At 69.8% G+C, this 26,487-nt stretch carries 20 protein-coding genes and 2 pseudogenes; 10 read left to right on the forward strand and 12 right to left on the reverse strand.

Annotated features, from left to right (window positions below):
• Window positions 1-26: 26 nt before the first annotated feature.
• Window positions 27-662 carry a TetR/AcrR family transcriptional regulator gene (locus OG254_RS33345; protein ID WP_405589159.1) on the reverse strand — a complete coding sequence of 212 codons (636 nt, stop codon included), beginning with the start codon at window positions 660-662 and terminating at the stop codon, window positions 27-29.
• 223 nt (window positions 663-885) lie between these two features.
• Between OG254_RS33345 and OG254_RS33350 the strand changes: the two genes are divergently transcribed.
• From OG254_RS33350 to OG254_RS33365, 4 genes are all read left to right on the forward strand, one after another.
• A complete protein-coding gene (locus OG254_RS33350; RefSeq protein WP_405589162.1) occupies window positions 886-1,860 on the forward strand; it encodes a tetratricopeptide repeat protein in 975 nt (324 codons plus the stop codon).
• 661 nt (window positions 1,861-2,521) lie between these two features.
• A complete protein-coding gene (locus OG254_RS33355; protein WP_351191864.1) occupies window positions 2,522-3,157 on the forward strand; it encodes a DUF6230 family protein in 636 nt (211 codons plus the stop codon).
• Window positions 3,158-3,306: 149 nt separating this feature from the next.
• Window positions 3,307-3,897 carry a DUF6114 domain-containing protein gene (locus OG254_RS33360; protein WP_405589165.1) on the forward strand — a complete coding sequence of 197 codons (591 nt, stop codon included), beginning with the start codon at window positions 3,307-3,309 and terminating at the stop codon, window positions 3,895-3,897.
• The gene (locus tag OG254_RS33365; protein ID WP_405589168.1) at window positions 3,887-5,275 is read left to right on the forward strand and encodes a hypothetical protein; all 1,389 of its coding nucleotides are present in this window, start codon (window positions 3,887-3,889) and stop codon (window positions 5,273-5,275) included. Before OG254_RS33360 ends, OG254_RS33365 begins: the two co-directional genes overlap by 11 nt.
• A 121-nt stretch (window positions 5,276-5,396) precedes the next feature.
• Here the strand turns inward: OG254_RS33365 and pyk are convergent, their stop codons facing one another.
• The 3 genes from pyk to pta all read right to left on the reverse strand — a co-directional run bounded on the left by pyk (window position 5,397) and on the right by pta (window position 10,263).
• Complete coding sequence (pyk, locus tag OG254_RS33370; RefSeq protein WP_405589171.1) at window positions 5,397-6,827, reverse strand: pyruvate kinase; 1,431 nt, start codon at window positions 6,825-6,827, stop codon at window positions 5,397-5,399.
• 86 nt (window positions 6,828-6,913) lie between these two features.
• On the reverse strand, window positions 6,914-8,152 hold the full coding sequence (locus OG254_RS33375; protein WP_405589174.1) for an acetate kinase: 1,239 nt from the start codon (window positions 8,150-8,152) through the stop codon (window positions 6,914-6,916).
• Window positions 8,149-10,263: a phosphate acetyltransferase gene (gene pta / locus OG254_RS33380; protein ID WP_405589177.1), complete on the reverse strand. Its 2,115-nt coding sequence runs from the start codon at window positions 10,261-10,263 to the stop codon at window positions 8,149-8,151. Before pta ends, OG254_RS33375 begins: the two co-directional genes overlap by 4 nt.
• Before the next feature lie 230 nt (window positions 10,264-10,493).
• On the opposite strand from pta, the gene OG254_RS33385 reads away from it, so the two are divergent.
• A complete protein-coding gene (locus OG254_RS33385; RefSeq protein ID WP_351191852.1) occupies window positions 10,494-11,519 on the forward strand; it encodes an ATP-dependent 6-phosphofructokinase in 1,026 nt (341 codons plus the stop codon).
• A gap of 34 nt (window positions 11,520-11,553) precedes the next feature.
• Here OG254_RS33385 and OG254_RS33390 read toward each other — a convergent pair whose 3' ends face one another.
• Window positions 11,554-12,300, reverse strand: a complete 747-nt coding sequence (locus OG254_RS33390) for a helix-turn-helix domain-containing protein (protein WP_405589180.1) — start codon at window positions 12,298-12,300, stop codon at window positions 11,554-11,556.
• A 177-nt stretch (window positions 12,301-12,477) separates the two neighbouring features.
• Between OG254_RS33390 and OG254_RS33395 the strand changes: the two genes are divergently transcribed.
• Window positions 12,478-12,924 carry a PPOX class F420-dependent oxidoreductase gene (locus OG254_RS33395; RefSeq protein WP_405589183.1) on the forward strand — a complete coding sequence of 149 codons (447 nt, stop codon included), beginning with the start codon at window positions 12,478-12,480 and terminating at the stop codon, window positions 12,922-12,924.
• Here the strand turns inward: OG254_RS33395 and OG254_RS33400 are convergent.
• The 5 genes from OG254_RS33400 to OG254_RS33420 form a co-directional block, all read right to left on the reverse strand.
• Entirely contained in the window at window positions 12,914-13,762 is an 849-nt protein-coding gene (locus OG254_RS33400) for a carbohydrate ABC transporter permease (RefSeq protein WP_405595343.1), read from the reverse strand. The genes OG254_RS33395 and OG254_RS33400 overlap by 11 nt on opposite strands.
• Window positions 13,759-14,628 carry a carbohydrate ABC transporter permease gene (locus OG254_RS33405; protein ID WP_405589186.1) on the reverse strand — a complete coding sequence of 290 codons (870 nt, stop codon included), beginning with the start codon at window positions 14,626-14,628 and terminating at the stop codon, window positions 13,759-13,761. The genes OG254_RS33400 and OG254_RS33405 overlap by 4 nt, the downstream gene beginning before the upstream one ends.
• Before the next feature lie 10 nt (window positions 14,629-14,638).
• Window positions 14,639-16,030 carry an extracellular solute-binding protein gene (locus OG254_RS33410; protein ID WP_405589188.1) on the reverse strand — a complete coding sequence of 464 codons (1,392 nt, stop codon included), beginning with the start codon at window positions 16,028-16,030 and terminating at the stop codon, window positions 14,639-14,641.
• A 70-nt stretch (window positions 16,031-16,100) separates the two neighbouring features.
• On the reverse strand, window positions 16,101-18,011 hold the full coding sequence (locus tag OG254_RS33415; RefSeq protein ID WP_405595345.1) for a tetratricopeptide repeat protein: 1,911 nt from the start codon (window positions 18,009-18,011) through the stop codon (window positions 16,101-16,103).
• Between the two features lie 82 nt (window positions 18,012-18,093).
• Entirely contained in the window at window positions 18,094-19,071 is a 978-nt protein-coding gene (locus OG254_RS33420) for a nucleosidase (RefSeq protein ID WP_405589191.1), read from the reverse strand.
• Window positions 19,072-19,097: 26 nt separating this feature from the next.
• Here OG254_RS33420 and OG254_RS33425 point away from each other — a divergent pair, with 26 nt between their 5' ends.
• From OG254_RS33425 to OG254_RS33435, 3 genes and pseudogenes are all read left to right on the forward strand, one after another.
• A complete protein-coding gene (locus tag OG254_RS33425; RefSeq protein WP_405589194.1) occupies window positions 19,098-19,649 on the forward strand; it encodes a hypothetical protein in 552 nt (183 codons plus the stop codon).
• Window positions 19,650-19,936: 287 nt separating this feature from the next.
• Window positions 19,937-21,727 (forward strand): annotated as a pseudogene (locus OG254_RS33430) (NB-ARC domain-containing protein); the annotation flags it as partial.
• Window positions 21,728-21,857: 130 nt separating this feature from the next.
• A pseudogene (locus tag OG254_RS33435) lies at window positions 21,858-21,962 on the forward strand (hypothetical protein); the annotation flags it as partial.
• A 100-nt stretch (window positions 21,963-22,062) separates the two neighbouring features.
• Here OG254_RS33435 and OG254_RS33440 read toward each other — a convergent pair.
• Both OG254_RS33440 and OG254_RS33445 read right to left on the reverse strand, forming a co-directional pair.
• On the reverse strand, window positions 22,063-22,764 hold the full coding sequence (locus tag OG254_RS33440; protein ID WP_405589197.1) for a response regulator: 702 nt from the start codon (window positions 22,762-22,764) through the stop codon (window positions 22,063-22,065).
• Window positions 22,761-24,767 carry an ATP-binding protein gene (locus OG254_RS33445; RefSeq protein WP_405589200.1) on the reverse strand — a complete coding sequence of 669 codons (2,007 nt, stop codon included), beginning with the start codon at window positions 24,765-24,767 and terminating at the stop codon, window positions 22,761-22,763. Before OG254_RS33445 ends, OG254_RS33440 begins: the two co-directional genes overlap by 4 nt.
• 199 nt (window positions 24,768-24,966) lie before the next feature.
• Here OG254_RS33445 and OG254_RS33450 point away from each other — a divergent pair, with 199 nt between their 5' ends.
• Complete coding sequence (locus tag OG254_RS33450; RefSeq protein WP_405589203.1) at window positions 24,967-26,355, forward strand: cation:dicarboxylate symporter family transporter; 1,389 nt, start codon at window positions 24,967-24,969, stop codon at window positions 26,353-26,355.
• The last annotated feature ends 132 nt before the right edge of the window (window positions 26,356-26,487 follow it).

Here is a 26,487-nt window from a genome sequence, read left to right on the forward strand (position 1 = left end):
GAGGGCGGCCCGGCCGCCCTCCCCGTTCAGTCCCCGGCGGCCTCCGCGGCGGCGCCGGTCAGGCCCAGCAGCAGTACCTGGGTGAAGCCGCGTACCCATTCCTCGTCCGCCGGGTGGCTGCTCACGAGCGTGCGGTGGACCACCGCTCCGGCCACCATGTCGAAGATGAGGTCGACGGTGCGCGTGGACTCCGAGGGGTCCGTCTCCGGGGGGAGTTCGCCCCGGCACTGGGCGCGGACCCGGCCCTCCACCACCAGCCGCTTCTGGCGGTCGACGATCGAGGCGCGGATGCGCTCGCGCAGCGCGTCGTCCCGGGTCGACTCCGCGACCACCGCCATCAGGCCACTCTTCGCCTCCGGCCGGGCCAGGATCGCCGCGAACTGGAGCACGACGCCCTCGATGTCCGCGGCGAGGCTGCCCAGGTCGGGCAGCCGGAGCTCGTCGAAGAGCTCGGCCACGGCGTCGACGACCAGCTCGTTCTTTCCGGACCAGCGCCGATAGAGGGTCGTTTTTGCAACCCCCGCGCGCGTGGCCACGTCTCCCAGGGTGAGCTTGGACCACCCCAGTTCGACCAGCGCCTGACGCGTCGCCGCCAGAATCGCGGCGTCAGCGGCGGCGCTGCGCGGGCGTCCGGGACGGGTGGCGGCGGTGCGGCTCTGCATCCCATGACCATAACCGGGGGGTTCCTGTGCGGTCGTGAGGCAGATCACGGGAGGGCGGTGTTCCGCGGGGCTCGGCTGCCATTACGCTACGACTCGTAGCGAAAGCGACGACCACAGGCGTGGGGTGGGGACCCGGCGCCGAACAGCACCGGCCGGCCCCGGCTTTCAGACCGCTTTTCAGACCGCTTTTCACAGTGCGCCCCGAACGGGGGAGGATAGACGCATGCAGCCACGGAACATGTCCATGAGCGGAGTCGTCGACCTCGCCGCGGTGAAGGCGGCCCAGGAGGCCAAGGCGAAGGCGGAGCAGGCGCGTGCCGAAGCCGCCCGGCAGGGCGGACCGGGTGCCGTGTCCCCCGCCGACCTCGTCATCGATGTGGATGAGGCGGGCTTCGAGCGGGACGTCATTCAGCGCTCCGCCGAGGTGCCCGTCGTCATCGACTTCTGGGCCGAGTGGTGCCAGCCCTGCAAGCAGCTGAGCCCCGTGCTGGAGCGCCTCACCGTCGAGTACAACGGCCGCCTCCTCCTCGCCAAGATCGACGTCGACGCCAACCAGATGCTGATGCAGCAGTTCGGCGTGCAGGGGATCCCGGCCGTCTTCGCCGTCGTCGCCGGGCAGGCGCTGCCGCTCTTCCAGGGGGCGGCCGACGAGACGCAGATCCGCCAGACGCTCGACCAACTCGTCACCGTCGCCGAGCAGCGGTTCGGTCTGACCGGCCTGACGGTCGACCCGGACGCCGAGCCGGGCGCCGCGCCCGCCGCTCCCGCGATGCCGGCCGGTCCCTACGACGCCCTGCTGGAGGCCGCCGTACAGGCGCTGGACGCGGGCGACTTGGCCGGTGCCGTCCAGGCGTACAAGACCGTGCTGAGCGAGGACCCGGTGAACTCGGAGGCCAAACTCGGGCTCGCCCAGGCCGAGTTGCTCCAGCGCGTGGAGGGCGCCGACCCGCAGCAGGTGCGCAAGGAAGCCGCCGACCGGCCCACCGACGTGCGGGCGCAGATCGCCGCGGCCGACCTGGATCTGGTGGGCGGTCACGTCGAGGACGCTTTCGGCCGGCTCATCGAGACGGTGCAGCGCACGTTCGGTGACGACCGGGACACCGTACGACTTCGGCTGCTGGAGCTGTTCGAGGTCGTGGGCGGCGACGACCCCCGGGTCGCGGCGGCCCGCAGGGCGTTGGCGCGTGCGTTGTTCTGACGGTGCCGTGAGCGGGGCGACAGCCCCGTTCTGACCAGTCACTAAACGCACCGGCGCGTGTTGCGCGAGTGAAAGATTTGTCGACAGAGCATCAGAGCGGCCGCGCTTTACCAAATCTTGGTAATCGCGGCCGCAGTTACTGCGGGTAAGTCGCAGGCGTCGTTCTGTCGGTTTCTGTCTGGTGATTCCTGGATTTGTCCGGTCGCCTGAAGACACCCTGCGTCGCCGACCGAGACCGGCGGGTCGTTGTTCGGTTATCCGGCCGTTACTACTGAGTAACGAAGCCCCTTGTGCGGGCGGCGAGAATGCACCACGATCGGCCACGCTCGGTCCGTTCCCGTACCCCGACAGCCGGTTGGGTCGCGGGAGTTCCTGGGTCCCCACCGAGCAGAGTCGGCGGCAGTGGCGCCGGCTCTTGGACAGGGGGGTCTTCGCTCATCCGGCGAAGCCTGTCCAGCAAGGTTGTGCGTGATGCGTGTCAGGCGCGACCAGTGGTTGTCGCTCGGGGGTGATCGCCGGTGATTCGGGTGCGATTCGCGCCTCCGGGTACAGGCGCTCTCCTTCCCGAGGACGTAGCACTTCTCCCATCTCTGACCGGCTGAGCCGTCGAGCCGACAGCGGCAGCCAGGGTCAGGAGATGTACGTCCGAGAAGGAGGAAATATGGAGTCCCAGGTGCGTGGCGGGACCAGATGGAAGCGGTTCGCTGTGGTCATGGTGCCCAGCGTCGCCGCCACGGCTGCGATAGGTGTCGCCCTCGCGCAGGGCGCTCTCGCCGCGTCGTTCAGTGTCTCCGGTCAGTCGTTCAAGGTGACCACCGACAAGCTCGTCGGTACGGGTTTCTCGCAGTACGGCGCTCTTGACGAGGGCTACACGCTCTCCGGCAAGAAGACGGTTCACCCCGTCGCCGTCTCGGGATTCAAGTCCGCGACGATCAGCAACATGTGCCAGTCCGTGGTCACCCCCGACATCCCGATCCTCGGGAGCGTCAGCCTGATCCTGCGGGCCGGCCAGGGAGACACGCCGGTCGAGGCCAAGAACCTCTACATCGACGTCGCCGAGCTTGAGGCCGACGCGACGTTCGAGAACATCGACATCGGTGTTGCCGCCAAGGACGCCAACAAGGGTCCGGGCATGAAGGGCGGCGGCGAGCAGGCCAACCCCTTCGGGTTCGCCCAGCAGGCCGACAAGGCCACCCTGAGCAACGTGAAGCAGACGGCGTGGGCGACCACTGCCGGAACCTTCAAGCTCAGCGGTCTGAAGATGTCGCTGTCGACGGGTGTCAAGGAGTGCTACTAAGCACTCTCTGACGGGCGGGGGAGCCGATGGCGCCCCCGCCCGTCCACTCTCCGCCCGCTTTCTTCACATGTGGTCACAGGGCCGCGACACATCACTGCATCACCTTTGCACCACCACCACAGCAAAGCCGTACCAGGGAGCTGTTTTCGATGAGCGCCGAGACTCCTGCCGCGCCCGGTCATGACGAGCACTATCTCCGGGTCTTTCGGCGGAACTTCCGCGCCTGGCGCGGTACGCGGCCCTTCTGGGCCGGTCTGTTCGTCATGCTCGGCGGACTCCCCATCGCCTACTTCCCGTACGCGAACCTCCAGATCGGCCATCTGACGCTCGCGATGCAGACCGCGGGGGGCTCCAGCTCCCTGATCATCGGTGTGCTGCTCGTCGTCCTTGGCTTCACTCTCTGGTTCCAGAAGCACGTGCGCACCTTCGCGGGCGTCGCGGCGATCCTGCTGGCACTCGTGTCCATCCCGCTGTCCAACATCGGTGGCTTCCTCATCGGCTTCCTCTTCGCCCTTCTGGGCGGGGCGATGGCCGTGGCATGGGTGCCCGGCGGAGACGACGACGCGCAGCCGGCGAAGACGGACAACACGGGAGCGGGGAGCGCACCCCAGGGTGCGGGCGCACCCGAAGGTGCCACGGACCCCGACACAACGATCCTGAAGCCTGTGGTGGGCGAGCCGAACGATCTGTCAGGAACGAGCCCGGCGAACGGGGCGAACGGGAGGCACAGTGCCGGCTGACGAGGTGACCCATGGGACTGAGGTGGACAAGTCCCGTGTGAGAACCGGGCCGCGACACGCGGCGCCCAAGAAGCCGCTGTTCACCAGGTTCCACATGCCGGCAGGCAAGGCGATAGCCCTGGCGGCGATGCCGACCGCGGTCCTCATGGGAATGGGGTTCACGCCCACACTCGCCCAGGCCGACAGCGACAACGCCACGAAGCCGACGTCCAACAGCCTGACGGCGGACGAGTACAAGGACTGTGTGGCCGCGCTGACGGACGACGCCTCGGCGTCCCCGTCACCGAGCGCCAGTGAGTCCGCGGACAAGGACGAGACGACGGAGCCCAGCCCGTCGGCCTCCGACGACCAGGACTCCTCGGACTCCTCCGACTCCTCGGATTCCTCCGGCTCTTCGGACTCGTCGGGTTCGGGCTCCGCGGGCGACTCCTCCTCGTCGGATTCAGGTTCCGACGAAGCGGCCGAGCCCACGCCCTCGCCCTCCGCGAGCAAGTCGGGCGAGGCCCAGTCCGGCGACGGCGCCACGGCGTCCCCCTCGCCGTCCGAGAGCGGCGGCAACCTGCTGGAGGACATCGGCGACGCCATCGAGGGCATCTTCACCGGCGGTTCGGGCGGGGAGAGCGCGAGCCCGACGCCGACGCCCTCCGCGAGCGCGAGCGAGGAGGAGGCGTCCGGATCCTCGGACTCGGGCTCCTCCGACACCTCCGGCGAGGACTCCTCCGAGGCGTCCGACCCCGTGAAGGAGACCACCGACAAGGTCACCGACACGCTCGAGGACACCGTCGACGGCGCCACCGACAAGGCGTCCGAGGCGGCGAAGGACGCCACCGAGGCGACCGAGGGCGCGACCGACGAGGCCACCGCCACGCCGAGCCCGTCCGCGAGCGCCACCACGGACCCGGACGACTGCCCGGTCGCCACGGACGAGGAAGGCGGCGTCGACAACACCGTGCCGCTGCCCGACGACCCGTGGTACCTGAACGCCAGCTCGCTGCTGCTGAAGGGCGCCGACTACCAGGGCATCGTCGAGGTGAGGACGGCCAACGGCACCAAGAAGAAGGTGCTGAAGTACGTCATCTCCGACGGCACCGACATCGGCGACCTGCACCAGACGGTCCAGGACAAGCAGTCCGGCAAGACCTACCACGTGCAGGCGGCCGCGGGATCGACGTCCACGATCCGCAACGGCAAGACGGTGATGTACACGGAGAGCATCTCCGGGAACCTGCTCGGTCTGATCCCGATCACGTTCGACCCGGAGCACCCGCCGCCGCTGAACATCCCGCTGATCTACTTCACGAAGGTGAAGGTCACTCAGGCCGGTCAGTTCGGCGGCACCCTGCACGTGCCCGGACTGCACAACTTCACGACCGACTGAGCCGGGCGTCTCGATCAGACGCCCCCACTAGCCCGTTCGGGAGCCGCACAAGCGCTGAGGGCGCCCCCTGTCGCAGGGGGCGCCCTCAGCGTCGTACAAGGCCCTCGCGGGCGCCTCGGGGTCAGTCCCGGGCGCCGCCGCCGAGGTGGTGGACGCGGACCATGTTGGTGGTGCCGGGGACGCCGGGCGGGGAGCCGGCCGTGATGACCACGATGTCGCCCTCGTTGAACAGGCCGAGCTTGACGATCTCCTGGTCCACCAGGTCGACCATCTCGTCGGTGCTGTTGACGAACGGCACCACGTGCGGCTCGACGCCCCAGCTGAGCGTCATCTGGTTGCGGGTCGACTCGTCCGTGGTGAACGCGATGATCTGCTGGGCCGCCCGGTAGCGGCACAGCCGGCGGGCGGTGTCGCCGGACTGGGTGAAGGCGACCAGGCCCTTGCCGCCGAGGAAGTCGGCGATCTCGCAGGCGGCACGGGCCACCGAACCACCCTGCGTACGGGGCTTCTTGCCCGGCACCAGCGGCTGCAGGCCCTTGGAGAGCAGCTCCTGCTCGGCCGCGGTGACGATCTTCGACATCGTCTTGACGGTCTCGATCGGGTACGCGCCCACGCTCGACTCGGCGGACAGCATGACCGCGTCGGCGCCGTCCAGGATCGCGTTGGCCACGTCGGAGGCCTCGGCGCGGGTCGGGCGGGAGTTGGTGATCATCGACTCCATCATCTGGGTCGCCACGATCACCGGCTTGGCGTTGCGGCGGCACAGCTCGATGAGGCGCTTCTGCACCATCGGGACCTTCTCGAGCGGGTACTCGACGGCCAGGTCGCCACGCGCGACCATCACGGCGTCGAACGCCAGCACGACGTCCTCCATGTTCGCCACCGCCTGCGGCTTCTCCACCTTGGCGATGACCGGGACGCGGCGGCCGACCTCGTCCATGACCTTGTGCACGTCCTGCACGTCGTTCGCGTCACGGACGAAGGACAGCGCGACCATGTCGCAGCCCATGGCCAGCGCGAACCGCAGGTCCTCGACGTCCTTCTCCGACAGCGCCGGCACGTTCACGGCCGCGCCGGGCAGGTTGATGCCCTTGTGGTCGGAGACGACGCCGCCCTCGATGACGATCGTCCGTACGCGGGGACCCTCGACCTCGGTGACCTTCAGCTCGACGTTGCCGTCGTTGATGAGGATCTGGTCGCCCTTGGCGACGTCGCCGGGCAGGCCCTTGTAGGTCGTTCCGCAGATGTGCTTGTCACCCGGGACGTCCTCGGTCGTGATGACGAACTCGTCACCGCGCTCCAGCTCCACCGGGCCCTCGGCGAAGGTCTCCAGGCGGATCTTCGGCCCCTGGAGGTCGGCGAGCACACCGATGGCCCGGCCGGTCTCCCGCGCGGCGGCCCGCAGGCGCTCGTACCGGCCCTGGTGGTCTTCGTGGGTGCCGTGGCTGAAGTTGAAGCGGGCCACGTTCATGCCCGCCTCGATCAGCGCGACGAGCTGTTCATGGGAGTCGACCGCGGGGCCGAGAGTACAAACGATTTTCGAACGGCGCATGGGACGATCCTATCGGTTTGTTTCGCCGCGGAATATTCCGTCTGGTGGAAGATACAAATGAGCCGTGCTTTGCTCAGCCGTGTTACTCAGTCGTTGCCCACGCCGCGGTCCCGCATATCGGTGCGGCCGACCAGTGCGTAGGTCTGCGTCGCGATCTCCAGTTCCTCATCCGTCGGCACCACGGCGACCGCCACCCTCGCGCCCGCGGGTGAGATCAGCCGCGGCTCGTCACCGCGTACGGCGTTCAGTTCCGCGTCCACCGCCAGGCCCAGCTGTTCCAGGCCCGCCACGGCGGCTTCCCGCACCGGTGCCGCGTTCTCACCGACGCCGGCCGTGAACGCGATCGCGTCCACCCGGCCGAGCACGGCGTAATAGGCTCCGATGTACTTCTTCAGCCGGTGAATGTAGACGTCGAAGGCCAATTGGGCCCGCTCGTCACCTTCATCGATCCGGCGGCGGATCTCCCGCATGTCGTTGTCGCCGCACAGGCCGATCAATCCGCTCTTCTTGTTGAGAAGAGTGTCGATTTCCGCGATGGACATTTCGCCAACACGCGCCAAATGGAAGATGACAGCGGGATCCAGGTCACCCGATCGCGTACCCATCACGAGCCCCTCCAAGGGCGTCAGCCCCATGGAGGTGTCCACGCACTTGCCACCTTGCACGGCCGAGGCGGACGCGCCGTTGCCGAGGTGCAGCACGATCACGTTCACCTCTTCGGGCGCCTTGCCCAGCAGCTTCGCGGTGGCCCGGGAGACATACGCGTGCGACGTGCCGTGGAAGCCGTACCGGCGTATTCGGTGCCGGTCCGCGGTCTCCACGTCGATCGCGTAGCGGGCGGCCGACTCCGGCATCGTCGTGTGGAACGCGGTGTCGAAGACGGCGACCTGGGGAAGATCCGGACGCAGCGCCTGCGCCGTGCGGATCCCGGTGAGGTTGGCCGGGTTGTGCAGCGGGGCCACCGGTATCAGCCGCTCGATCTCGGCGAGCACCGCGTCGTCGACCACGGTCGGCTCGGTGAAGTGCTTGCCGCCGTGCACCACCCGGTGGCCGATCGCGACCAGCTCGGGCGAGTCGAGCCCGAGGCCGTCCTTGGCCAGCTCCGCCGCCACGGCCTTCAGGGCGGCGTCATGGTCGGCGATAGGGCCGGTCCACTCACGGCTCTCGCCGCCGGCCGCCAGCGGGGTGTGCTTGAGCCGGGAGACCTGCTCGCCGATGCGCTCGACGAGGCCCACGGCCAGCCGGCTGCTGTCACGCATGTCCAGCAGCTGGTACTTCACCGACGAGGAGCCGGAGTTGAGGACGAGGACGCGGGACGAGCTCACTGGGCGACGGCCTTCTCGTGGAGGGACGGGGCGGGGGAGGGGGACGAGGGCTGGGACTGGATCGCCGTAATGGCGACGGTCGTGACGATGTCCTGGACGAGGGCGCCCCGGGACAGATCGTTGACCGGCTTGCGCAGCCCCTGGAGCACCGGGCCGACGGCGATCGCGCCGGCCGAGCGCTGCACGGCCTTGTAGGTGTTGTTACCTGTATTGAGGTCCGGGAAGATCAGAACCGTTGCCTGCCCGGCCACTTCGGATTCCGGCAGCTTGGTCGCCGCGACGGACGGCTCCACGGCGGCGTCGTACTGGATGGGCCCCTCGATGCTCAGATCGGGCCGCCGCCGGCGCACCAGCTCGGTCGCCTCCCGGACCTTGTCCACATCGGCGCCCGAACCCGAGGTACCCGTCGAGTACGACAGCATCGCGATGCGCGGCTCCACGCCGAACCCCTCGGCGGTGGCCGCCGACTGGATGGCGATGTCGGCCAGCTGCTCGGCGTTCGGGTCCGGGTTCACCGCGCAGTCGCCGTAGACGAGGACCTTGTCGGCGAGGCACATGAAGAAGACGGACGAGACGATGCCGGCGTCCGGCCTTGTCTTGATGATCTCGAAGGCGGGCCGGATGGTGGCCGCGGTCGAGTGGACGGACCCCGACACCATGCCGTCGGCCAGCCCCTCCTGCACCATCAGGGTCCCGAAGTAGTTCACGTCCGAGACGACGTCGTACGCCAGCTCGACGGTGACCCCCTTGTGGGCGCGCAGCTCGGCGTACTTCTGGGCGAAGGAGTCGCGCAGCTCGCTGGTGGCCGGGTCGATCAGCTGGGTGTCGCCCAGGTCGATGCCGAGGTCGGCGGCCCGCTTGCGGATCTGGTCGACCGGCCCGAGGAGGGTCAGCTCGCACACCCCGCGCCGCAGCAGCACCTCGGCCGCGTGCAGGACGCGCGGCTCGGTGCCCTCGGGCAGCACGATGCGGCGCAGGTTCGAGCGGGCCTGCTCCAGCAGCTTGTGCTCGAACATCATCGGCGTGACCCGGTCGGAGCTCGGCGCCGAGACCCGCCCCAGCAGCTCGCCGGTGTCGACGTACCGCTCGAAGAGGCCGAGCGCGGTCTCCGCCTTGCGCGGGGTGGCCGCGTTCAGCTTCCCCTCCAGGGAGAAGAGCTGCTCGGCGGTGGGGAAGCTGTAGCCGGGCACCGACAGCACCGGGGTGCCGGGCGCCAGGCGCGCGGCGAGGGTGAGGATCTCGTCGCCGGGACGCTCGTCCAGGGTGAGCAGCAGACCGGCGATCGGCGGGGTGCCGGCGCTGTGCGCGGCCAGCGAGCCGACGACCAGGTCGGCGCGGTCCCCCGGGGTGACGACCAGGCAGCCCGGGGTCAGGGCGGTCAGGAAGTTCGGCAGCATCGCGCCGCCGAACACGAAGTCCAGGGCATCACGCGCGAGCCCCGAGTCGTCGCCGAGCAGGACCTTCGCGTCCAGGGTCTGGGCGATCTGCGCGAGCGTCGGCGCGGACAGGGCGGGCTCGTCCGGGACGACGTAGCAGGGCACGGGCAGCCTTGACTCCAACTGCCGGGCGATCTCGTCCCGGTCGCCGCGGGCGACCCGGTTGGCGACCATCGCCAGCACGTCGCAGCCCAGGTTCTCGTACGCCCGGTAGGCGTTGCGCGTCTCGGCGAGCACCGACTCGGTCGTCTGCTTGCGGCCGCCCACGACGGATATCACGGACGCGCCGAACTCGTTGGCGAGCCGGGCGTTGAGGGACAGCTCGTCCGGGAGCTGGGTGTCGGCGAAGTCGGTGCCGAGGACGAGGACGACGTCGTAGTCGCGGGCGACGGCGTGGAACCGGTCGACGAGGGTGGAGACCAGCTCGTCGGTGCCGCGCTCGGCCTGGAGGGCGGACGCCTCGTGGTAGTCCATGCCGTAGACCGTCGCCGGGTCCTGGGAGAGGCGGTAGCGGGCGCGCAACAGCTCGAACAGCCGGTCCGGGGAGTGGTGCACCAGCGGCCGGAACACCCCCACCCGGTCGACCTGGCGGGTCAGGAGCTCCATGACTCCCAGTTCGACGACCTGCCGGCCGTCGCCGCGGTCGATACCGGTCACGTACACGCTGCGCGTCACGTGTGCTCTCCGTTTCGTCGTGTGGTGGTCCGGACGGGTTCCCGGGGCCGGTTCCAGGGTCGGGTTCCAGGGTCGCAAAATCGCCCAGCGGGCTTGGCGAAACCCTCTTGACAATACCTTTGGCGGTGGATTAGGCGCCCGTCAGGATCGGGGGTCGGACAGGGTCCTCGGGGACGTGAAACAATCGGACTGGCTCACCGGTGTCAACAGCGAGCAGGAGACACAGCACGATGCGTATCGGAGTTCTCACCGCAGGCGGCGACTGCCCCGGCCTGAACGCCGTGATCCGGTCGGTCGTGCACCGTGCCGTCGCCCAGTACGGCGACGAGGTGATCGGCTTCGAGGACGGATTCGCCGGCCTGCTCGACGGCCACTACCGCCACCTCGACCTGGAGGGCGTCAGCGGCATCCTGGCCCGCGGCGGCACGATCCTCGGCTCGTCGCGACTGGAGCGGAACCGGCTGCGCGAGGCCTGTGAGAACGCCCCCGACATCGCCCGTGCCTTCGGCATCGACGCCCTGATCCCGATCGGCGGCGAGGGCACGCTGACCGCGGCGCGCATGCTGTCCGACGCCGGTCTGCCGGTCGTCGGCGTGCCGAAGACGATCGACAACGACATCTCCTCGACGGACCGGACGTTCGGCTTCGACACGGCCGTAGGTGTCGCCACGGAGGCCATGGACCGCCTGAAGACCACGGCGGAGTCCCACCAGCGCGTGATGGTCGTCGAGGTCATGGGCCGCCACGCGGGCTGGATCGCGCTGGAGTCCGGCATGGCCGCCGGCGCGCACGGCATCTGTCTGCCGGAGCGCCCGTTCGACCCCGCCGACCTCGTGAAGATGGTCGAGGAGCGCTTCGCGCGCGGCAAGAAGTTCGCGGTGATCTGCGTCGCCGAGGGCGCCCACCCGGCCGACGGCTCCATGGACTACGGCAAGGGCGACATCGACCAGTACGGCCACGAGCGCTTCCAGGGCATCGGCACGGCACTCGCCTTCGAGCTGGAGCGCCGGCTCGGCAAGGAGGCCAAGCCGGTCATTCTCGGCCACGTCCAGCGCGGCGGCACGCCGACCGCGTACGACCGTGTGCTCGCCACCCGCTTCGGCTGGCACGCGGTGGAGGCCGCGCACCAGGGCGAGTTCGGGAAGATGACCGCGCTGCGCGGCACGGACATCGTGATGGTGCCGCTGGCCGAGGCGGTCACCGAGCTGAAGACGGTGCCGAAGGACCGGATGGACGAGGCGGAGTCGGTCTTCTAGCACCTCCGCCTTCCGGGATACGGCCACTGGGCGATCACGCGCCGTAGTCCTGGACCGTCGCCCAGAAGCGCTCCACGATCCGGTCCAGGAACTCACGGCCGGCCGCGCTGGAGTCGCCGTTGCCGCCGCCCCAGCTGAGGGTGGCGGTCATCTGCCCCTGGTAGTTCTGGTGCAGCTCCTGGAGCGCTGTCTCCAGCAGGCGCCGGTCCAGGGGCACCATCTTGCCGACCGGGCGGACATACGCCTGCCAGCGCGTCGTCACGGCACTGCGCAGCATCTCGGCGAGCCGGGTCTCGCGGCCGGTGACGGTGATGAAGTCGGGGATGGTCAGGCCGAGGACCTCGGCGAGGGCGGCGGACTGGCGGTCGGTGCCACGCCAGTCGTCGTTCTCCTCCATGCGCAGATACGTGAGCACCTCGTGCCCGACGGCACGCGCCACGTCCTCCGGCGCGAGACCGCGGGCGATGCGGTGCTCGCGCAGGGTCCGCGGCTTGCCGAGCAGTTCACCGGGCGAGCACCACAGCACGCCGGCGAGGGCGGTGAGCTCGCTGCTGTTGGGGGAGGCGAGCTCGCGTTCCCAGGCGATGACGAGGTCCTCGGTGACATAGGGGAGGCCGTACGAGACGCGCATGCCGTAGGCGACGTGTCCGGGGCCCATGCTGAGGGCCGCGCGGAGTCTGCGGGCGGCGGGGGCGTTGAACGGGGGAGTGGGCGGATTGCGGTGGCTGGAGCGGTTGGGTGGCTGGTTCGGTTGAGCTGGGGGTCGACGCACGCGCCACAACGTAGAGCCGATGAGGTGGGGTGACTACGGTCTGTTCGGCCAGGATCACGGATTGTAGGAAGCTACGGCTACTGGCCGGTTCACCGCTGGCCGAAGATCGTCTGTCGACTCGGCGGGGTGGCGGTCAGGATGGCGCCGGGGCGTCACCGTGGCGGCCCCGGAAGGTGGTGACCGTCGGTGAACGGCAAGCTCAACGGGCATATTCGCGAGCGTCTCCTCGCGCCGAACTTCTGGCACCTCGCGACGGTGGACCCCGACGGGATGCCGCAGGTTTCGCCCATGTGGGCGGACATCGAAGATGAGTACGTCATGGTCAACACGTCCATGGGGCGCGTGAAGGTGGACAACCTGCGGCTCAATCCAGCCGTCTCGCTGAGCCACCACGACCCGGAGAACCCGTACGACCGCGCCGAGATCCGGGGGCGGGTCGTACGGTTCGTGGAGGGGGAGACGGCGGAACGGGCGATGGACCGGCTCGCGCAGAAGTACATCGGGGAGGAGCGCTATCCGTGGCTGCTGCCCGGAGAGCGGCGCGTGATGCTGCTGATCGAGCCGCTGCGGGTGCGCAGGGTCGTGGGCGTGGAGGCGTTCCGCGCGGGCGTACTGCCGGACGTCACCCCTTGACCGCCCCGCCCAGCGCGAACCCGCTGCCCAGCCGCCGGGCGATCAGCACGTACAGCAGGATCACCGGCGTCGAGTACACGATCGAGAACGCCGCCAACTGCCCGTACGCCACCATCCCCCGGTTCCCGAAGAACTCGTTGATGCTGACGGCGGCCGGCATCTGGTCGGGCGTCAGGAGCAGCATGAAGGGGACGAAGAAGTTCCCCCACATCATCACGAACGAGAACACCGTGACGACGGCGACTCCCGGGCCCATCAGCGGCAGCACGATCCGCACCAGCGACTGGAGCGAGGACGCCCCGTCCGTCCAGGCGGCCTCCTCCAGCTCCTTCGGCACCCCGTCCATGAAGTTCTTCATCAGCCAGATGGCGAACGGCAGTTGGGAGGCGGCGAAGAAGAAGATCGTGCCCTGCATGGTGTCGATCAGGTTCACCCGCACGAACAGGGCGTACACCGGCACCATGATCGCCGTGATGGGCAGGCTCGTCGCGAACAGGATCGTCAGCAGGAACGGGCGGTTGAAGCGGGACCGGAACCGGGACAGCGGATAGGCGGCGAGCGCCGCGCACGCCACCGTCAGAGCTGTCCCGCCGCCGCACAGCAGCAGGCTGTTGAGCAGCGGCGTGAAGGTGATCTCCGGAGTCAGGACCGCGTCGAAGTTGTCCAGGGTGAGGCCGTCCGGGAGCTTCACCTGGAGGCCTGCGTGCGGGTCGAGCGCGGAGAGCACGACCCAGGCGAGCGGGAGCACGAACGCGGCGGCGAGCACGAGCAGGCCGGCGTCGGCGGCCAGGCGGCGGGTGGTGGTGCGGGCGGAGAGAGGGCGGGGCACGGGCGTCAGACCTCCGTTCGCAGCAGACGCAGGTAGACCAGCGAGAACAGCGAGCCCACCACCAACAGCAGCAGGGCGACCGCGGTGCCGTAGCCGATCATGCTCTTCTGGAACGCCTCCTCGTACATGAACAGCGGCAGCGTCTGGCTCTTGCCGCCCGGGCCGCCCCTCGTCATCACCCAGATCAGGCCGAAGACGGACAGCGTCTGGAGGGTGATGAGCATGAGGTTCGTGCCGATGGAGCGGCGGATCATCGGGAGCGTGATGTGCCACAGACGGCGCCAGCCGCCGGCGCCGTCGACCTCTGCCGCCTCGGTGATCTCCTTGGGTATCTCGTTCAGGGCCGCCGAGTAGACGAGCATCGAGAACGCCGTCCCCCGCCACACGTTCGCGAACGACACCGCCAGGATCGGCAGGGTGAACAGCCAGTTCTGGGTGGGGAGTCGAAGCCAGTCCAGGATGGCGTTCAGGGTGCCCTCGCGACGGAAGAAGGCGTAGAGCAGGAAACCGGCGACCACCTCCGGCAGGACCCACGCCGTGATGACGATGCCGCCGGTGAGCGTGCGGACAGGCTTCGAGGCACGCTGCATCAGCATCGCCAGGCCCAGCCCCAGCGTGTTCTGGCCGACCAGCGCCGAGATCACCGTGAAGACGAGCGTGAGCCAGACCGCGTTCAGGAACGCCTCGTCACCGAACGCCGTACGGAAGTTGTCGACGCCGACGAACGACTCCTCGGCCTGGCCGGTGAGTTGGAGGTCGGTGAACGCGATGAAGGCGCAGTAGGCGATGGGGCCGGCGAGGAAGAGGAGCAGGAGGACGACGGCGGGGGAGACGGGGAGGGCTCGGGCGAGGGTGCGGGCTCGGACCGTCGTCATGGACAGGGGCTCACTTCTCGATCACCTGGTCGTCCGTCGCCGACTTCAGCTCCTCGTCGTAGCCCTTGGCCGCGTCGTCCACCGACATGTCGCCCGTCGTCACACCCTCCATCGCCTCCTGGACCGCGGTGGAGACCTTCGGGTACGCCGGGAACGCGGGACGGTAGTGGGTGCTGGCGACCAGGTCCGTGAAGAACTTGATGCCGGGCTGGGCATCGATGTACGCCGGGTCGTCCGCGACGTCCTTGCGTACGGCGATGCCGGAGTTGGCGACGTACCACTTCTTGGCGTTCGCCTTCGTCTGCATCGCCTTGATGAACTCGAAGGCCAGGTCCGGGTTGCCCGCCTTGGCCGGGATGGACCAGGTCCAGCCGCCGGACATGCTCACCTTGCCGGGGGCCTGGCCGTTCTGTGTCGGCATGGCGGCGAGACCGAGCTCGTCGGACCACTCGGGCCACTCGTGACCGCTGCCGGGGAGCCAGTCCTGCGGGAGCCAGGAGCCGTCCAGGGCGATGCCGAGCTTGCCCTGCGGCAGCCACTCGCCGCGCACGCGCGTCCCGACGTTCGGGTCGAGGGCGTCGGAGACGTCCGGGCCGAGCTTCTCCTTGTAGACGGTCTCGACGAACGACAGGGAGTCCTTGAAGCCCTGGCTGCCGGCGACCCACTTCTTGGCGGACTTGTCGTAGAGCGGGTCCGCCGTACCGTCGTTCGTGCCGTACAGCAGCATCTCGAAGGTCTGCATGGTGGCGGCCTCGCCGACGGGCTTGCCCGTGTACACGTTGAGCGGGATGACGCCCGGGACCTTGTCCTTGATGGTGCGGGCGGCGTCCAGGACGTCGTCCCAGGTCTTCGGCTGCCAGTCGGCGGGCAGACCGGCCTTCTCGAAGACGTCCTTGCTGAACCACAGTCCCCGGGTGTCGGTGCCGTCCGGGACGCCGTACGTCTTGCCGTCCTCGCCCTTGGCCGCGGCCTGCGCCGTGTCGATGAACTGGTTCCAGTCCTGCCACTTGGCGAGGTACGGGTCGAGAGGCTTCAAGTACCCGCTGGTGATGTCCGAGTTGATGAGGAAGGTGTCCTCGTAGACCAGGTCGGGGGCGGTCTTGGGGGAGCGGAGCATCTGCTGGAGCTTGGTGTAGTACTCCGAGTCCGGGGCCTTGATGGGGACGAACTCGACCTTCTTGCCGGGGTTCGCCTTCTCGAACTGCTTCTTGATGTCCGCGAGGAAGGTGTCCATCACCTTGATGGAGTTGTCCGTGGACTGTTTGAAGGAGACCTTGATGGTGTCCGGGTCACTGCCGGAGCCGCCGCCGCACGCGGTGAGCGTGCCGGCGGCGAGAGTGAGGGCGAGGAGTCTGGGGAGGGCGGGGCGAGCGAGGCGGACGGCGGTGGGGCGCACGGGCATGACCTCCTGCGGGCGCACTTCGTTGTGGCGCGGGGATGGCTGCCTGGTGAACGTAGGTTGAGTGGTCTAGTCAGGTCAATGCGTGTGCGCGGGATTGCGCGTCTGCGGCTTCTGCGGGGGCATTGGCTCGGGCGAAGGCGTCGGCGGCCTGGAGGTAGTGCGCGTGGGCTTCGCCGGGGCGGCCTTTGACTTCGTGTGTGACCGCCAGATTGTGGAGAACCACGCCCATGCTGAACCCGTCGTCGAACCCGCGGTGGATGGTGAGCGCGTGGCCGTAGGCCTCGATGGCCTCCTCGCTGCGACCCGCCCGGTTCAGAGCGGTGCCCAGATTTGTCCAGGCAGACCCCTCGCGGTGGAGGTCTCCCACTGCCTGGAACAGGTCGCGGGCGCGGATGTGTGCCGCGATCGCTTCGTCGATCCGGCCCAAGGCCTGCAATGTGGAGCCGAAGTGGTTCAACGCCCACCCCTCCCCTTGGCGGTTTCCGATCTTCCGGTAGAGGTCGCGGGCGCGGGTGTGCGCCGGGATCGCTTCGTCCATCCGGCCGGCCTGGCACAGGGAATTGGCGAGCTCGTCCCACGCGCCGGCCTCGCCCCTGAGGTCCTGGGTCTCCTGGTGCAGATCGCGGGCCCGTGCCGCGGCCTCGATGGCCTCCTCCGCTCGTCCGGCCCTCAGGAGGATCATGCCCAGGCGTTCCCAAGCCTGGGCTTCGTTCGTGCGGTCTCCGGTCCGCCGCACGACGTCAAGTGCCGTACGGGCGACGGCGATTCCGTCGTCTACGTACCTCCACGTATCCAGGAATCTCATGAGACGCGCGGCGAGTCGCGCCGCCATGGCCGCGAACCGTTCCTCGCGCGCCCACTGCACGGCCGCGACCAGTGTGGGGCGTTCACTGTTGAGCCACGCCCAGGCCTGCGGTCGATCCGCGAACCGCTCGGGCTCCGGCCGGCCCGGCAGCCAGAGAAGCCGCTCGTCAGCCGCCTCCGCCCAACGGTGACAGAAGGCCAGCACCCGCTCCCGCGCTGCGTCCCCTTCCGCGCGCAGGTCCGGATCCGCAGCGACCATCCGCTGCCCGAAGGCGCGGACCAGGTCATGCACCCGCCATCGCATGACGGCCCATTGGATGTCGGTGCTGAGTACCGACGACACCAGGTGGGTGGCCGCGAGGTCCTCCAGCAGACCGAGCACACCCTGCTCATCGAGGCCGGTCAGAGCGGCCACGGCCGCCGTGCTGGTTTCCGCGCTGGGCGCGATGGTGAGCAGACGCAGCAGCCGGGCCTGCTCGGGCGGCAGCCGACGATACGACGTCTCCAGCACGGGTCGAAGGGCGAGTGAGCGGCCGTACAGGTCCGTGCCGAGGCTGCCGTTGTCCAGGACGGCGCTGGGGTCCTCGGCAGCCTTGATCTCGGTCACGAGCGAGGCGATGTCGCGCTGCCGGCGCCGACGGAGCATCGCGGCCGCGATCTGAAGCGCCAGGGGCAAGTGGCCGCACAGCTGGGTCAGTTCACGCAACACGCCCGGTTCCCGTGCCGGGCGATCGTCACGCTCGTCGGAGCTGTGGAGGGCACGGGTCACCAGGGCGATCGAGTCGTCCGGAGCGAGCGTCCCAAGGTCGATGAGGCGTACGGGCAGTGAATCCGGTCGATCCCGGGATGTGATCAGAACCCGGTGGTGCTCCGTGCCGGGCAGAAGGGGAAGGAACTGGGCCGGGGTCGAGGCGTTGTCCAGGACCAGCAGGGTCCGGTTCTCCCGCTCGGACAGAAGCGTCCGATAGGCGTCGTACTGGCGCGCGACCGCCCGCGGCAGTTCCGAGCCCTGCACACCCATCGCATCGAGCAGCGCCGACACAGCCTGGTCCGCGGTCACCGGATCCTCGTCGTACCCCCGCAGATCCACGAACAGCGTCCCACCGGGAAACCACCCCTCGGCACAAGCCGCATGCGCGGCCTCCAACGCCAGCGCGGTCTTGCCGATGCCGCCCATCCCGGTGACGGCGAAGATGAGGATCGGTCGGCCGTTCGATCCGTTTGCCCCGGGGGTCAAGTGGGCCAGCAGGCGGTCGAGTTCAGCGGCTCGCCCCGTGAATCCGATCGGCCGTGCCGGTAGCGTCGTCGACGCCACCGGGACCGGCCCGTGGACGTGACCGGGCTCGCGGCCGGCGTTCGGCGTCGTGCCGTCGCCCGTCGCTCTTTCCGATGACGGCGCCGTAGAAGGTGCCTCCCCGGAAGTCGATGTAGTCTCCGCCGTACGTCGCCCCGTCGTCCCCGCGCCGATGGGGCCCCTCCTCGGAGTCGGAGGAATCGTAGGCCCCCTTGCGGGGCCGGTGCTTGTGCAGCACGGCCACCGTCACCGAGGCCGCCTGCTTGGCTGCGAGCTCCTGTGAACCCGAGGCGTCGGCCTTGCTCTTGCCCGCGTCGGCCCGGTCGCTGATGCCCCGGATCACCAGGGCGTTCAACTGGCCGTTCAGGTGCGCCGCCTGGAGCGCACCGGAGCCCTCCATCTCGATCGCGCCCGCATCGTTGTAGTTCTGGCGGATGAACCGGGCGATCTCGGACTCGGCGTCCGCCAGGACGACATCACCCGTGGCGATCGGCATGAAGTGCGCCCGTACGCCGGGCATGTCCCGTACGGCGGAACGGGCCGCCTGTTCCAACGCGTGTGAGCCCGGCAGGGCCTTCGGCCTGGCCTGGAAGCCGCCCGGCGTCTGCTTGCCGCCATGGATCTCGTACACCTGCGTGCCTACGACGACGTCGCCGAGGCCGATGTCGTCCTTCAGGCCGCCGGCGACGCCGATGAAGAACACGGCCTCGGGGTGCAGCCAGTTGATGAGCTGGGTGGTGAGAGCGGCGGCCCGTTCGGCGCCCATGCCCAGCTCGGCGATGGCGACATGCCAGGTCGTGCCGGGCAGGCGGCCCCTCTCGACTCGCGTTCCGTCGCGGTGGACCTTCTCCTCCCGCTCCTCGATGTGCGCGCGGATCGCGGCGTATTCGCAGGGGAGTGCGGTCAGGATGAGAGCGATGGGGTCAGTCTCCGGCACACTCATAAGGTACGCCGGGGGAAGGGACGCGAGTGCCGGAACAGGACGTCACCGTCGGGCAGTTGCTGCTCGCCGAGTACCAGAGTGTCAAGGAAGAACAGAAGGCGCGGATCGGGTTCCGGGACAATCTGCTGTACGTGACGCTGGCCGTTGTGGCCGCCGTCATCGCCGCCGCCGCGCAGGCCAAGCAGCCGTCGATGCTGCTGGCGCTGCCGCCGGTGTGCGTCGTACTCGGGTGGACCTACCTCGTCAACGACGAGAAGATCTCGGCCATCGGCCATTACGTGCGAGAGGAGTTGGGGCCCCGGCTCGCCCAACTGGCCTCGTCCGACGGGTCCTTCGCGACCTTCGGCTGGGAGGCCTATCACCGGACCGACACGCGGCGCCGGTCGCGCAAGGCGATACAGGCCGGGATCGACCTGACGGCGTTCTGCGCGGTGCCGATGGCGGCGCTCGTGGTGTTCTGGGCGAGTGGGGACGGGGGCGGGCTCCTCGTCGGGCTGTCGGCTTTGGAGGCGTCGGCCGTGGTGGGGCTTGCGGTGCAGGTGCTGGTGTACGTGAGACCGGCGCCAACTCGGGCCTGACGCCCTACTGTTGACGCAGGCTGGTGTGGGACATCGGGGGATGGAACGAGCGCATGAAGGCGGCGTTATTGGCTGCCCTGGTCGAGGGCGCCTGCGGGGACGACGGGCGTCGGGCGGTGGAGACGCTGGCGCGGGTGGTGGGGCTTGACGCCGGGGCATCGGTCGTCGAAATCGCCGACGCGGTACGGGATCCGGCGCGGCGAGATGTCGTACGGAAATGGGGCGAGGAGCTCACCGGTCTTCTCGCCGCCGATCCACAGGGTGCCGCCCGTGACGTCGCGCTGGCCATGGAGCGGGACGCGCCGGGGAGCGGGACGTCCTGGTACGACGGTGATCACGCCGACTTTCGGGGCGGGGTCTTCCTGCGTGAGGTGGTCGGCGTACAGGTCGTGATCCAGCAGGGTGGGACCGCTGTGCCCGAGGCGCTGGCCGGCCTGCCTCCGAGGCCCGGTGGGTTCGCCGGACGGGCGCAGGAGACGGCGGCCCTGCTGAGCGCGCTGGATCCGGAAACCGGGACGGGGGTGGTGCAGTCACCTGCGGTGCTCGTCGCCGCGGTGTCCGGACTGGGCGGTATCGGCAAGACCGCGCTCGCCGTCGAGACCGCACACCTCGCCCGTGAACGGGGCTGGTTCCCCGGCGGGGTGCTCTTCGTCGACCTGCACGGCTACGACCCTGAGCCCGTCACCTTCGACCGAGCCCTGCAAGCCCTGCTGCGTGCCCTCGGCACCCGCCCGGAACACATCCCCGCCACGGCCGACGAACGGGCCGCGCTCTACCGCTCCACGCTCGCCGCACGGGCCGAGGAACGAGGCGCGGTGCTGGTCCTCGCCGACAACGCCTCCTCACCGGATCAGGTACGACCCCTCCTGCCCGGCGACGGCCGGCACCGCGTTCTGGTCACGTCCCGAGACCGTCTGCCCCAACTGGGCGCCCGGCTCGTCCCGTTGGACCAGCTCACGCCCAAGGAGGCGTACGCGCTCCTCGACCTCGCTGTGCGGATCGCCTCCCCGGACGACAGCCGGATCGCGGACGCCCCGGAGGAGGCCGGGCGGCTTGCGGGACACTGCGGGCATCTGCCGTTGGCGCTGCAGATCGCGGCGGCGCTGTTGGCCGAGGACACCGGTACGTCCGTGGCCGACCTCGTCGGGGAGCTCGCCGCCGCACACGATCCCCTCGACCACCTCGACGACGGGGCGCGGAGCGTCCGTGCCGCCTTCGACCTCTCCTACCGCCGTCTGTCCGACGCCAGGGCCCGCCTGCTGCGGCTGCTCGCCCTCGCACCGGGCCCCGAGGTCAGCGACGAGGTCGCGGCCGTGCTGGTGGGAGCCGACGCTCCGCCGACCCGGGATCTCAAGGCCCTGGCCCGTGCGCATCTGGTGGAGCGGGGGAGCGGTCGGGGGCGGTGGCGGTTGCACGACCTGGTAAGGGCGTTCGGGGCGGCGGTGGTGGCCGGGGACCCGGCCCGGACGGAGGAGGGCGAGACTGCCCGCAGACGCGTGATGATGTTCTGTCTGGTGTGGGCGAGGGCGGCCGACCAGCGTTTACGGTGGCTGCCGGGGAAGCCCGAGCCGGGGCTGTTCGCCAACCGTGCGCAGGCGCTGGCGTGGCTGGACCGGGAGCGGGCGACACTCGTGGCGGCGGTGTCGTGGGTGTCATTGGCGCGGCACGCGCGCACTGCGGGGCTGCTGTCCCAGTACCTGGCGATGTATCTCCACCTGCGACGCCACTTCGACGACTTGATCACCACTCTCTGCGCCGGCCGGGATGCGGCCCGGCGTCTCGGCGACCGCACCGGCGAGGCCGTGGCCTGGTCCTATCTGGCCATCGCCCTACAAGATGCAGGGCGGGGGGAGGAGCCGATCGATGCCGCGACCCGTGCCTGTGACGTGTTCCGGTCCATCGGTGACCGTCGGCGCGAAGCGAACGCGCGGAGCAATCTCGGGGCCTTCCTGGTGACGGCAGGTCGGAGCCAAGAGGCCATCGAGGCCCTCACGCGTGCGCGTGAGCTGTACGAGTCCGCCGGGGACGGCGTCGGGCTGGCAGGAGCCTGGGCCAATCTCGGCCTCCTCCTGGAAGGGCTGGGCCAGTGGGAGGAGGCGATCGAGGCCGTCACGCGTGCCCGCGATTTGTACCAGGCCGCAGGGGGACCGCCACAACGAGGCCAAGATGGCGATCAACCTCGGCAACGTCCTGCGTGGGGCAGGCCGGATGGAGGAGGCCACCCACGCCTCCGTCGGCCATGTGGAGGTCTTCCGCGAGTACGAGGACTGGTACGGGTTGGGCCAGGCCCTGTACAACGTCGGCAACGTCCACAGGGACGCCCAACGTCCGGAGGAAGCCCGGGCGCTGTATCTCCAGGCCGCCGACGCCTTCACCAGGGCAAACGCCCCTGACCTGGCTGCCAGTGCCGCCCTCACGTCCCCTTTCCGCCGGCTCCCCTCACCCACCGATAGACCAGCTCGGGCCTTCCCACCTGCCCGTAGACCGGCGCCCGCTCAGCCCTCCCCGCCTCCACCAGATGCTCCAGATACCGCCGAGCCGTGATCCGGGATATCCCCACGGCCTCGGCGACCCCCGCCGCCGTGAGGCCCTCGCCGGCGTCCCGCACCGCCCCGGTCACCCGCTCCAGCGTCGGCGCGCTCAACCCCTTCGGCAGCGCCGCGGGGCCCGGTGCGCGCAGCGCCCCCAGAGCCCGGTCCACCTCGTCCTGCCCGCTCGCCTCGCCGACCGCGGCATGGAACTCGGCGTACCGCACCAGCCGGTCCCGGAGGGTGGCGAACGTGAACGGCTTCAGTACGTACTGCACGACCCCCAGCGACACGCCCTCGCGGACCACGGCGAGATCCCGTGCCGACGTCACCGCGATCACGTCCGCCTGATGCCCCGCAGCCCTGAGCGAACGCGCCAGCTGCAGCCCGTGCACATCCGGCAGATGCAGGTCGAGCAGCAGCAGGTCCACCGGGGTCCGTTCCAGGGCGCGCCGCGCCTCCGCGCCGGTGTGCGCCTTGCCGACCGCGACGAACCCGGGCACCCGCCCGACGTACATCATGTGCGCGTCCGCCGCCACCGGGTCGTCCTCCACGACCAGAACACGAATCGCCTGCTCGGCCGTCATACGTCACCTCTCGAAACCGCCGCGCCGTGAGCACCGGCACCCTCCACGGAGTCACTTCCTCCGCCGGAACCGGTGCCTTCGCCTGAATCGGCCTGGTCTGCGGGGCCGGGTTCGTGAGCGGGTGCCGTCCCGTCCGCGGAGCCTGCCCGGTCAGCCGAGCCGCTTCCCTCTGCGGCGTCGGACCTGCGAGCGGAACCTACCCCCTGCACGGACCCGGCTCCCTGCGCGGAGCGAGCCCCGTCTGCGGGCCCGGGCCCGTGAGTGGCCCCCGCCCGGTCAGCGGCGCTTGTCTCTTGCGCGGCGCCCGTCCGGTCAGCGGCGCTTGTCTCCTGGGCGGCGCCCGCCCGGTCAGCGGCCCCAGCCCCCTGCGCGGCTCGCGCCCCGTCCGCGGCCCCCGCCCCCACCGCCAGCGGCAGCCGTACCTCGAACACCGCCCCGCCCTCGTCGGCCTCCGCCACCGACAGCACCCCTTGGTGTCGGATTGCCGCCTGTCGTACCAGGGCCAGGCCCAGGCCGCGGCCGCCGGGGCCGGCCGGCTTGGTCGAGAAGCCGCGCTGGAATACCGCCTCGCCGAGTGCGGGGTCGACCCCGGCGCCGGTGTCCGAGACCCGGAGCACCAGCTCGCCGCCCTCGGCGTACGCCGTCACCGTCACCCGCGCCCCCACACTTCCCTGCGCCGCGTCGACCGCGTTGTCGATCAGGTTGCCCAGTATCGTCACGAGATCCCGGGCGGGCAGGTCGTCCGGCAGCAGGCTGTCGTCCAGCCGGCTGTCCTCCGACACCACCAGCTCGACGCCCCGCTCGTTCGCCTGGGCGGTCTTCCCCAGCAGCAGCGCCGCCAGCACCGGCTCGCTCACCGCCGCGACGACCTGGTCGGTGAGCGCCTGGGCCAGTTCCAACTCCGCCGTCGCGAACTCCACCGCTTCCGGCGCCCGCCCCAGCTCGATCAGGGACACGACCGTGTGCAGGCGGTTCGCCGCCTCGTGCGCCTGGGAGCGGAGGGCCTGCGTGAAGCCGCGCTCGGAATCCAACTCGCCCATCAGGGACTGCAGTTCGGTGACGTCCCGCAGCGTCACCACCGTGCCGCGCCGCTCACCGCCCGACACCGGCGAGGTGTTCACCACCAGCACCCGCTCCGACGTCAGATACACCTCGTCCACCCGCGGCTCGGACGCCAGCAGCGCCCCGGTGAGAGGTGCCGGAAGCCCGAGCTCCGCCACCGACCGGCCCACCACATCGCCGGCCACCCCGAGCAGCTCCCGCCCGCCGTCGTTGATCAGCGCCACCCGGAACTGCCCGTCCAGCATCAGCAGCCCCTCGCGCACCGCGTGCAACGCGGCCTGGTGATAGTCGTGCATCCGGCTCAGCTCGGCCGCGTTCATGCCGTGGGTGTGCCGGCGCAGCCGCGCGTTGATGACGTACGTACCGATCGCGCCCAGCGTGAGCGCGCCCGCCGCCACCCCGATCAGCGCCGTCAGCTGGTCCTGCACCCGCTTGCTGATCGCCTCGACCCGGATACCCGCGCTGACCAGCCCCACGATGTGGGCCGGGTCCCGCCCCCCGTCGTAGATCGGCACGACCGCCCGCACGGACGACCCCAGCGTGCCGGTGTACGTCTCGGTGAAGGGCTCCCCGCGCAGGGCGCGCTGGGTGTGGCCGCGGAAGTGCTGGCCGATCTGCTTCTCGTCGGGATGCGTCCAGCGGATCCCCTTGGTGTTCATGATCGTGACGAAGTCGACCTCGGCGTCGCGCTGGACCCGCAGCGCGTACGGCTGGAGCTCGGCCGTCGGGTCGGCGGTGCGGATCGCCTCCCGCACGGACGGGGCGTCGGCGATCGACTGGGCCACCGCCTTCGCCTGGCGCCCCGCGGCGTCCTCGGCCTGGCCGGTGTCGCTGACGTAGGTGAACACCGCGTACCCGGCGACGAGCACCGCTATGAGCACGGCCTGCATCGCGAAGAGCTGGCCGGCCAGGCTGCGGGGTCTCGGGACGGGGATACGCATGTCGTCAGTCTGCCTCCATGGCTGATTGTGAACTAAATGAACGGAAGGGTGACCGCCCTCACATGGCGGGAGATAGTCACCGCATCGCTGAGTACGACCCCCGTCCCCCCGGGGCTCGGCAGCCGATCAGCGACCCCCCACCCCGGACGTGAGCCGCACGCCGGTGACAAAACCGACGAAGACGTCAAGGAGGGCAGCCGTGGCCGCCGCCAGTTCCCCCGATACGGCACCTGCCGCACCCGTCGCCAAACGCGACCGCACGCACTACCTCTACATCGCGGTGATCATCGCGGTCGCCCTCGGCATCACCGTGGGTCTCGCCGCTCCCGACTTCGCTGTCGAGCTGAAGCCCATCGGTACGGGCTTCGTGGCCCTGATCAAGATGATGATCTCGCCGATCATCTTCTGCACGATCGTCCTGGGTATCGGCTCGGTACGGAAGGCCGCCAAGGTCGGCGCCGTCGGCGGTATCGCGCTGGTCTACTTCCTCGCGATGTCGCTGGTCGCCCTCGCCATCGGCCTCGTCGTGGGCAACATCCTGGAGCCGGGCACCGGCCTCGCGGTCACCGACGCCGTCAAGGACGCCGGTCATGCACAGGTCGACGCCGAGGCCAAGGACACCACCGAGTTCCTGCTCGGCATCATCCCGACCACGATCGTCTCCGCCTTCACCTCGGAATCGGTCCTGCAGACCCTGCTCGTCGCCCTGCTCGCCGGTTTCGCGCTCCAGGCCATGGGCTCGTCCGGGGAGCCGATCCTGCGCGGTGTGCAGCACATCCAGCGGCTCGTCTTCCGCATCCTCGGCATGGTGATGTGGGCCGCGCCGATCGGTGCCTTCGGCGCCATCGCCGCCGTCACCGGTTCCGCCGGTCTGGACGCGCTGAAGAGCCTCGCGGTGCTGATGCTCGGCTTCTACGTCACCTGCTTCCTCTTCGTCTTCATCGTGCTCGGCACGCTGCTGCGGATCGTCGCCGGCCTGAACATCCTCACGTTCTTCAAGTACCTGGGCCGTGAGTTCCTGCTGATCCTGTCGACGTCCTCCTCCGAGTCGGCGCTGCCCCGCCTCATCGCGAAGATGGAGCACCTCGGCGTCAGCAAGCCGGTGGTCGGCATCACCGTCCCGACCGGCTACTCCTTCAACCTCGACGGCACCATGATCTACATGACCATGGCGTCCCTGTTCATCGCCGACGCCATGGGTACGCCGATGTCGATCGGCGAGCAGATCCCGCTGCTGCTCTTCCTGCTGGTGGCCTCCAAGGGCGCCGCGGGTGTCACCGGTGCCGGCCTCGCGACCCTGGCCGGTGGCCTCCAGTCGCACAAGCCGGCCCTGGTGGACGGCATCGGCCTCATCGTCGGCATCGACCGCTTCATGAGCGAGGCGCGCGCCCTGACGAACTTCGCGGGCAACGCCGTCGCCACGGTGCTGATCGGTACGTGGACGAAGGAGATCGACCGCAGCCGGGTCGACCAGGTGCTCGCCGGCCAGATCCCGTTCGACGAGGCGACACTCTTGGACGACGCCCACGAGGCGGCTCCGGCGGATGTGCCGGAGCAGGGCGGCGACAAGGAGCTCGCCAAGGCGTAGGCACTCCACCGGGAGGGCCGAATGGAGCTCCGGGGGGTCCTGTTGGTGGCAGGCTGCGGGTTGGTCGTGGCTGGTCGCGCAGTTCCCCGCGCCCCTTGAGGGGGCCTTCGGCCCCTCACAACTCCGGACGTC

This window comes from Streptomyces sp. NBC_01092 (assembly GCF_045039535.1).
Taxonomy (GTDB): Bacteria; Actinomycetota; Actinomycetes; order Streptomycetales; family Streptomycetaceae; genus Streptomyces.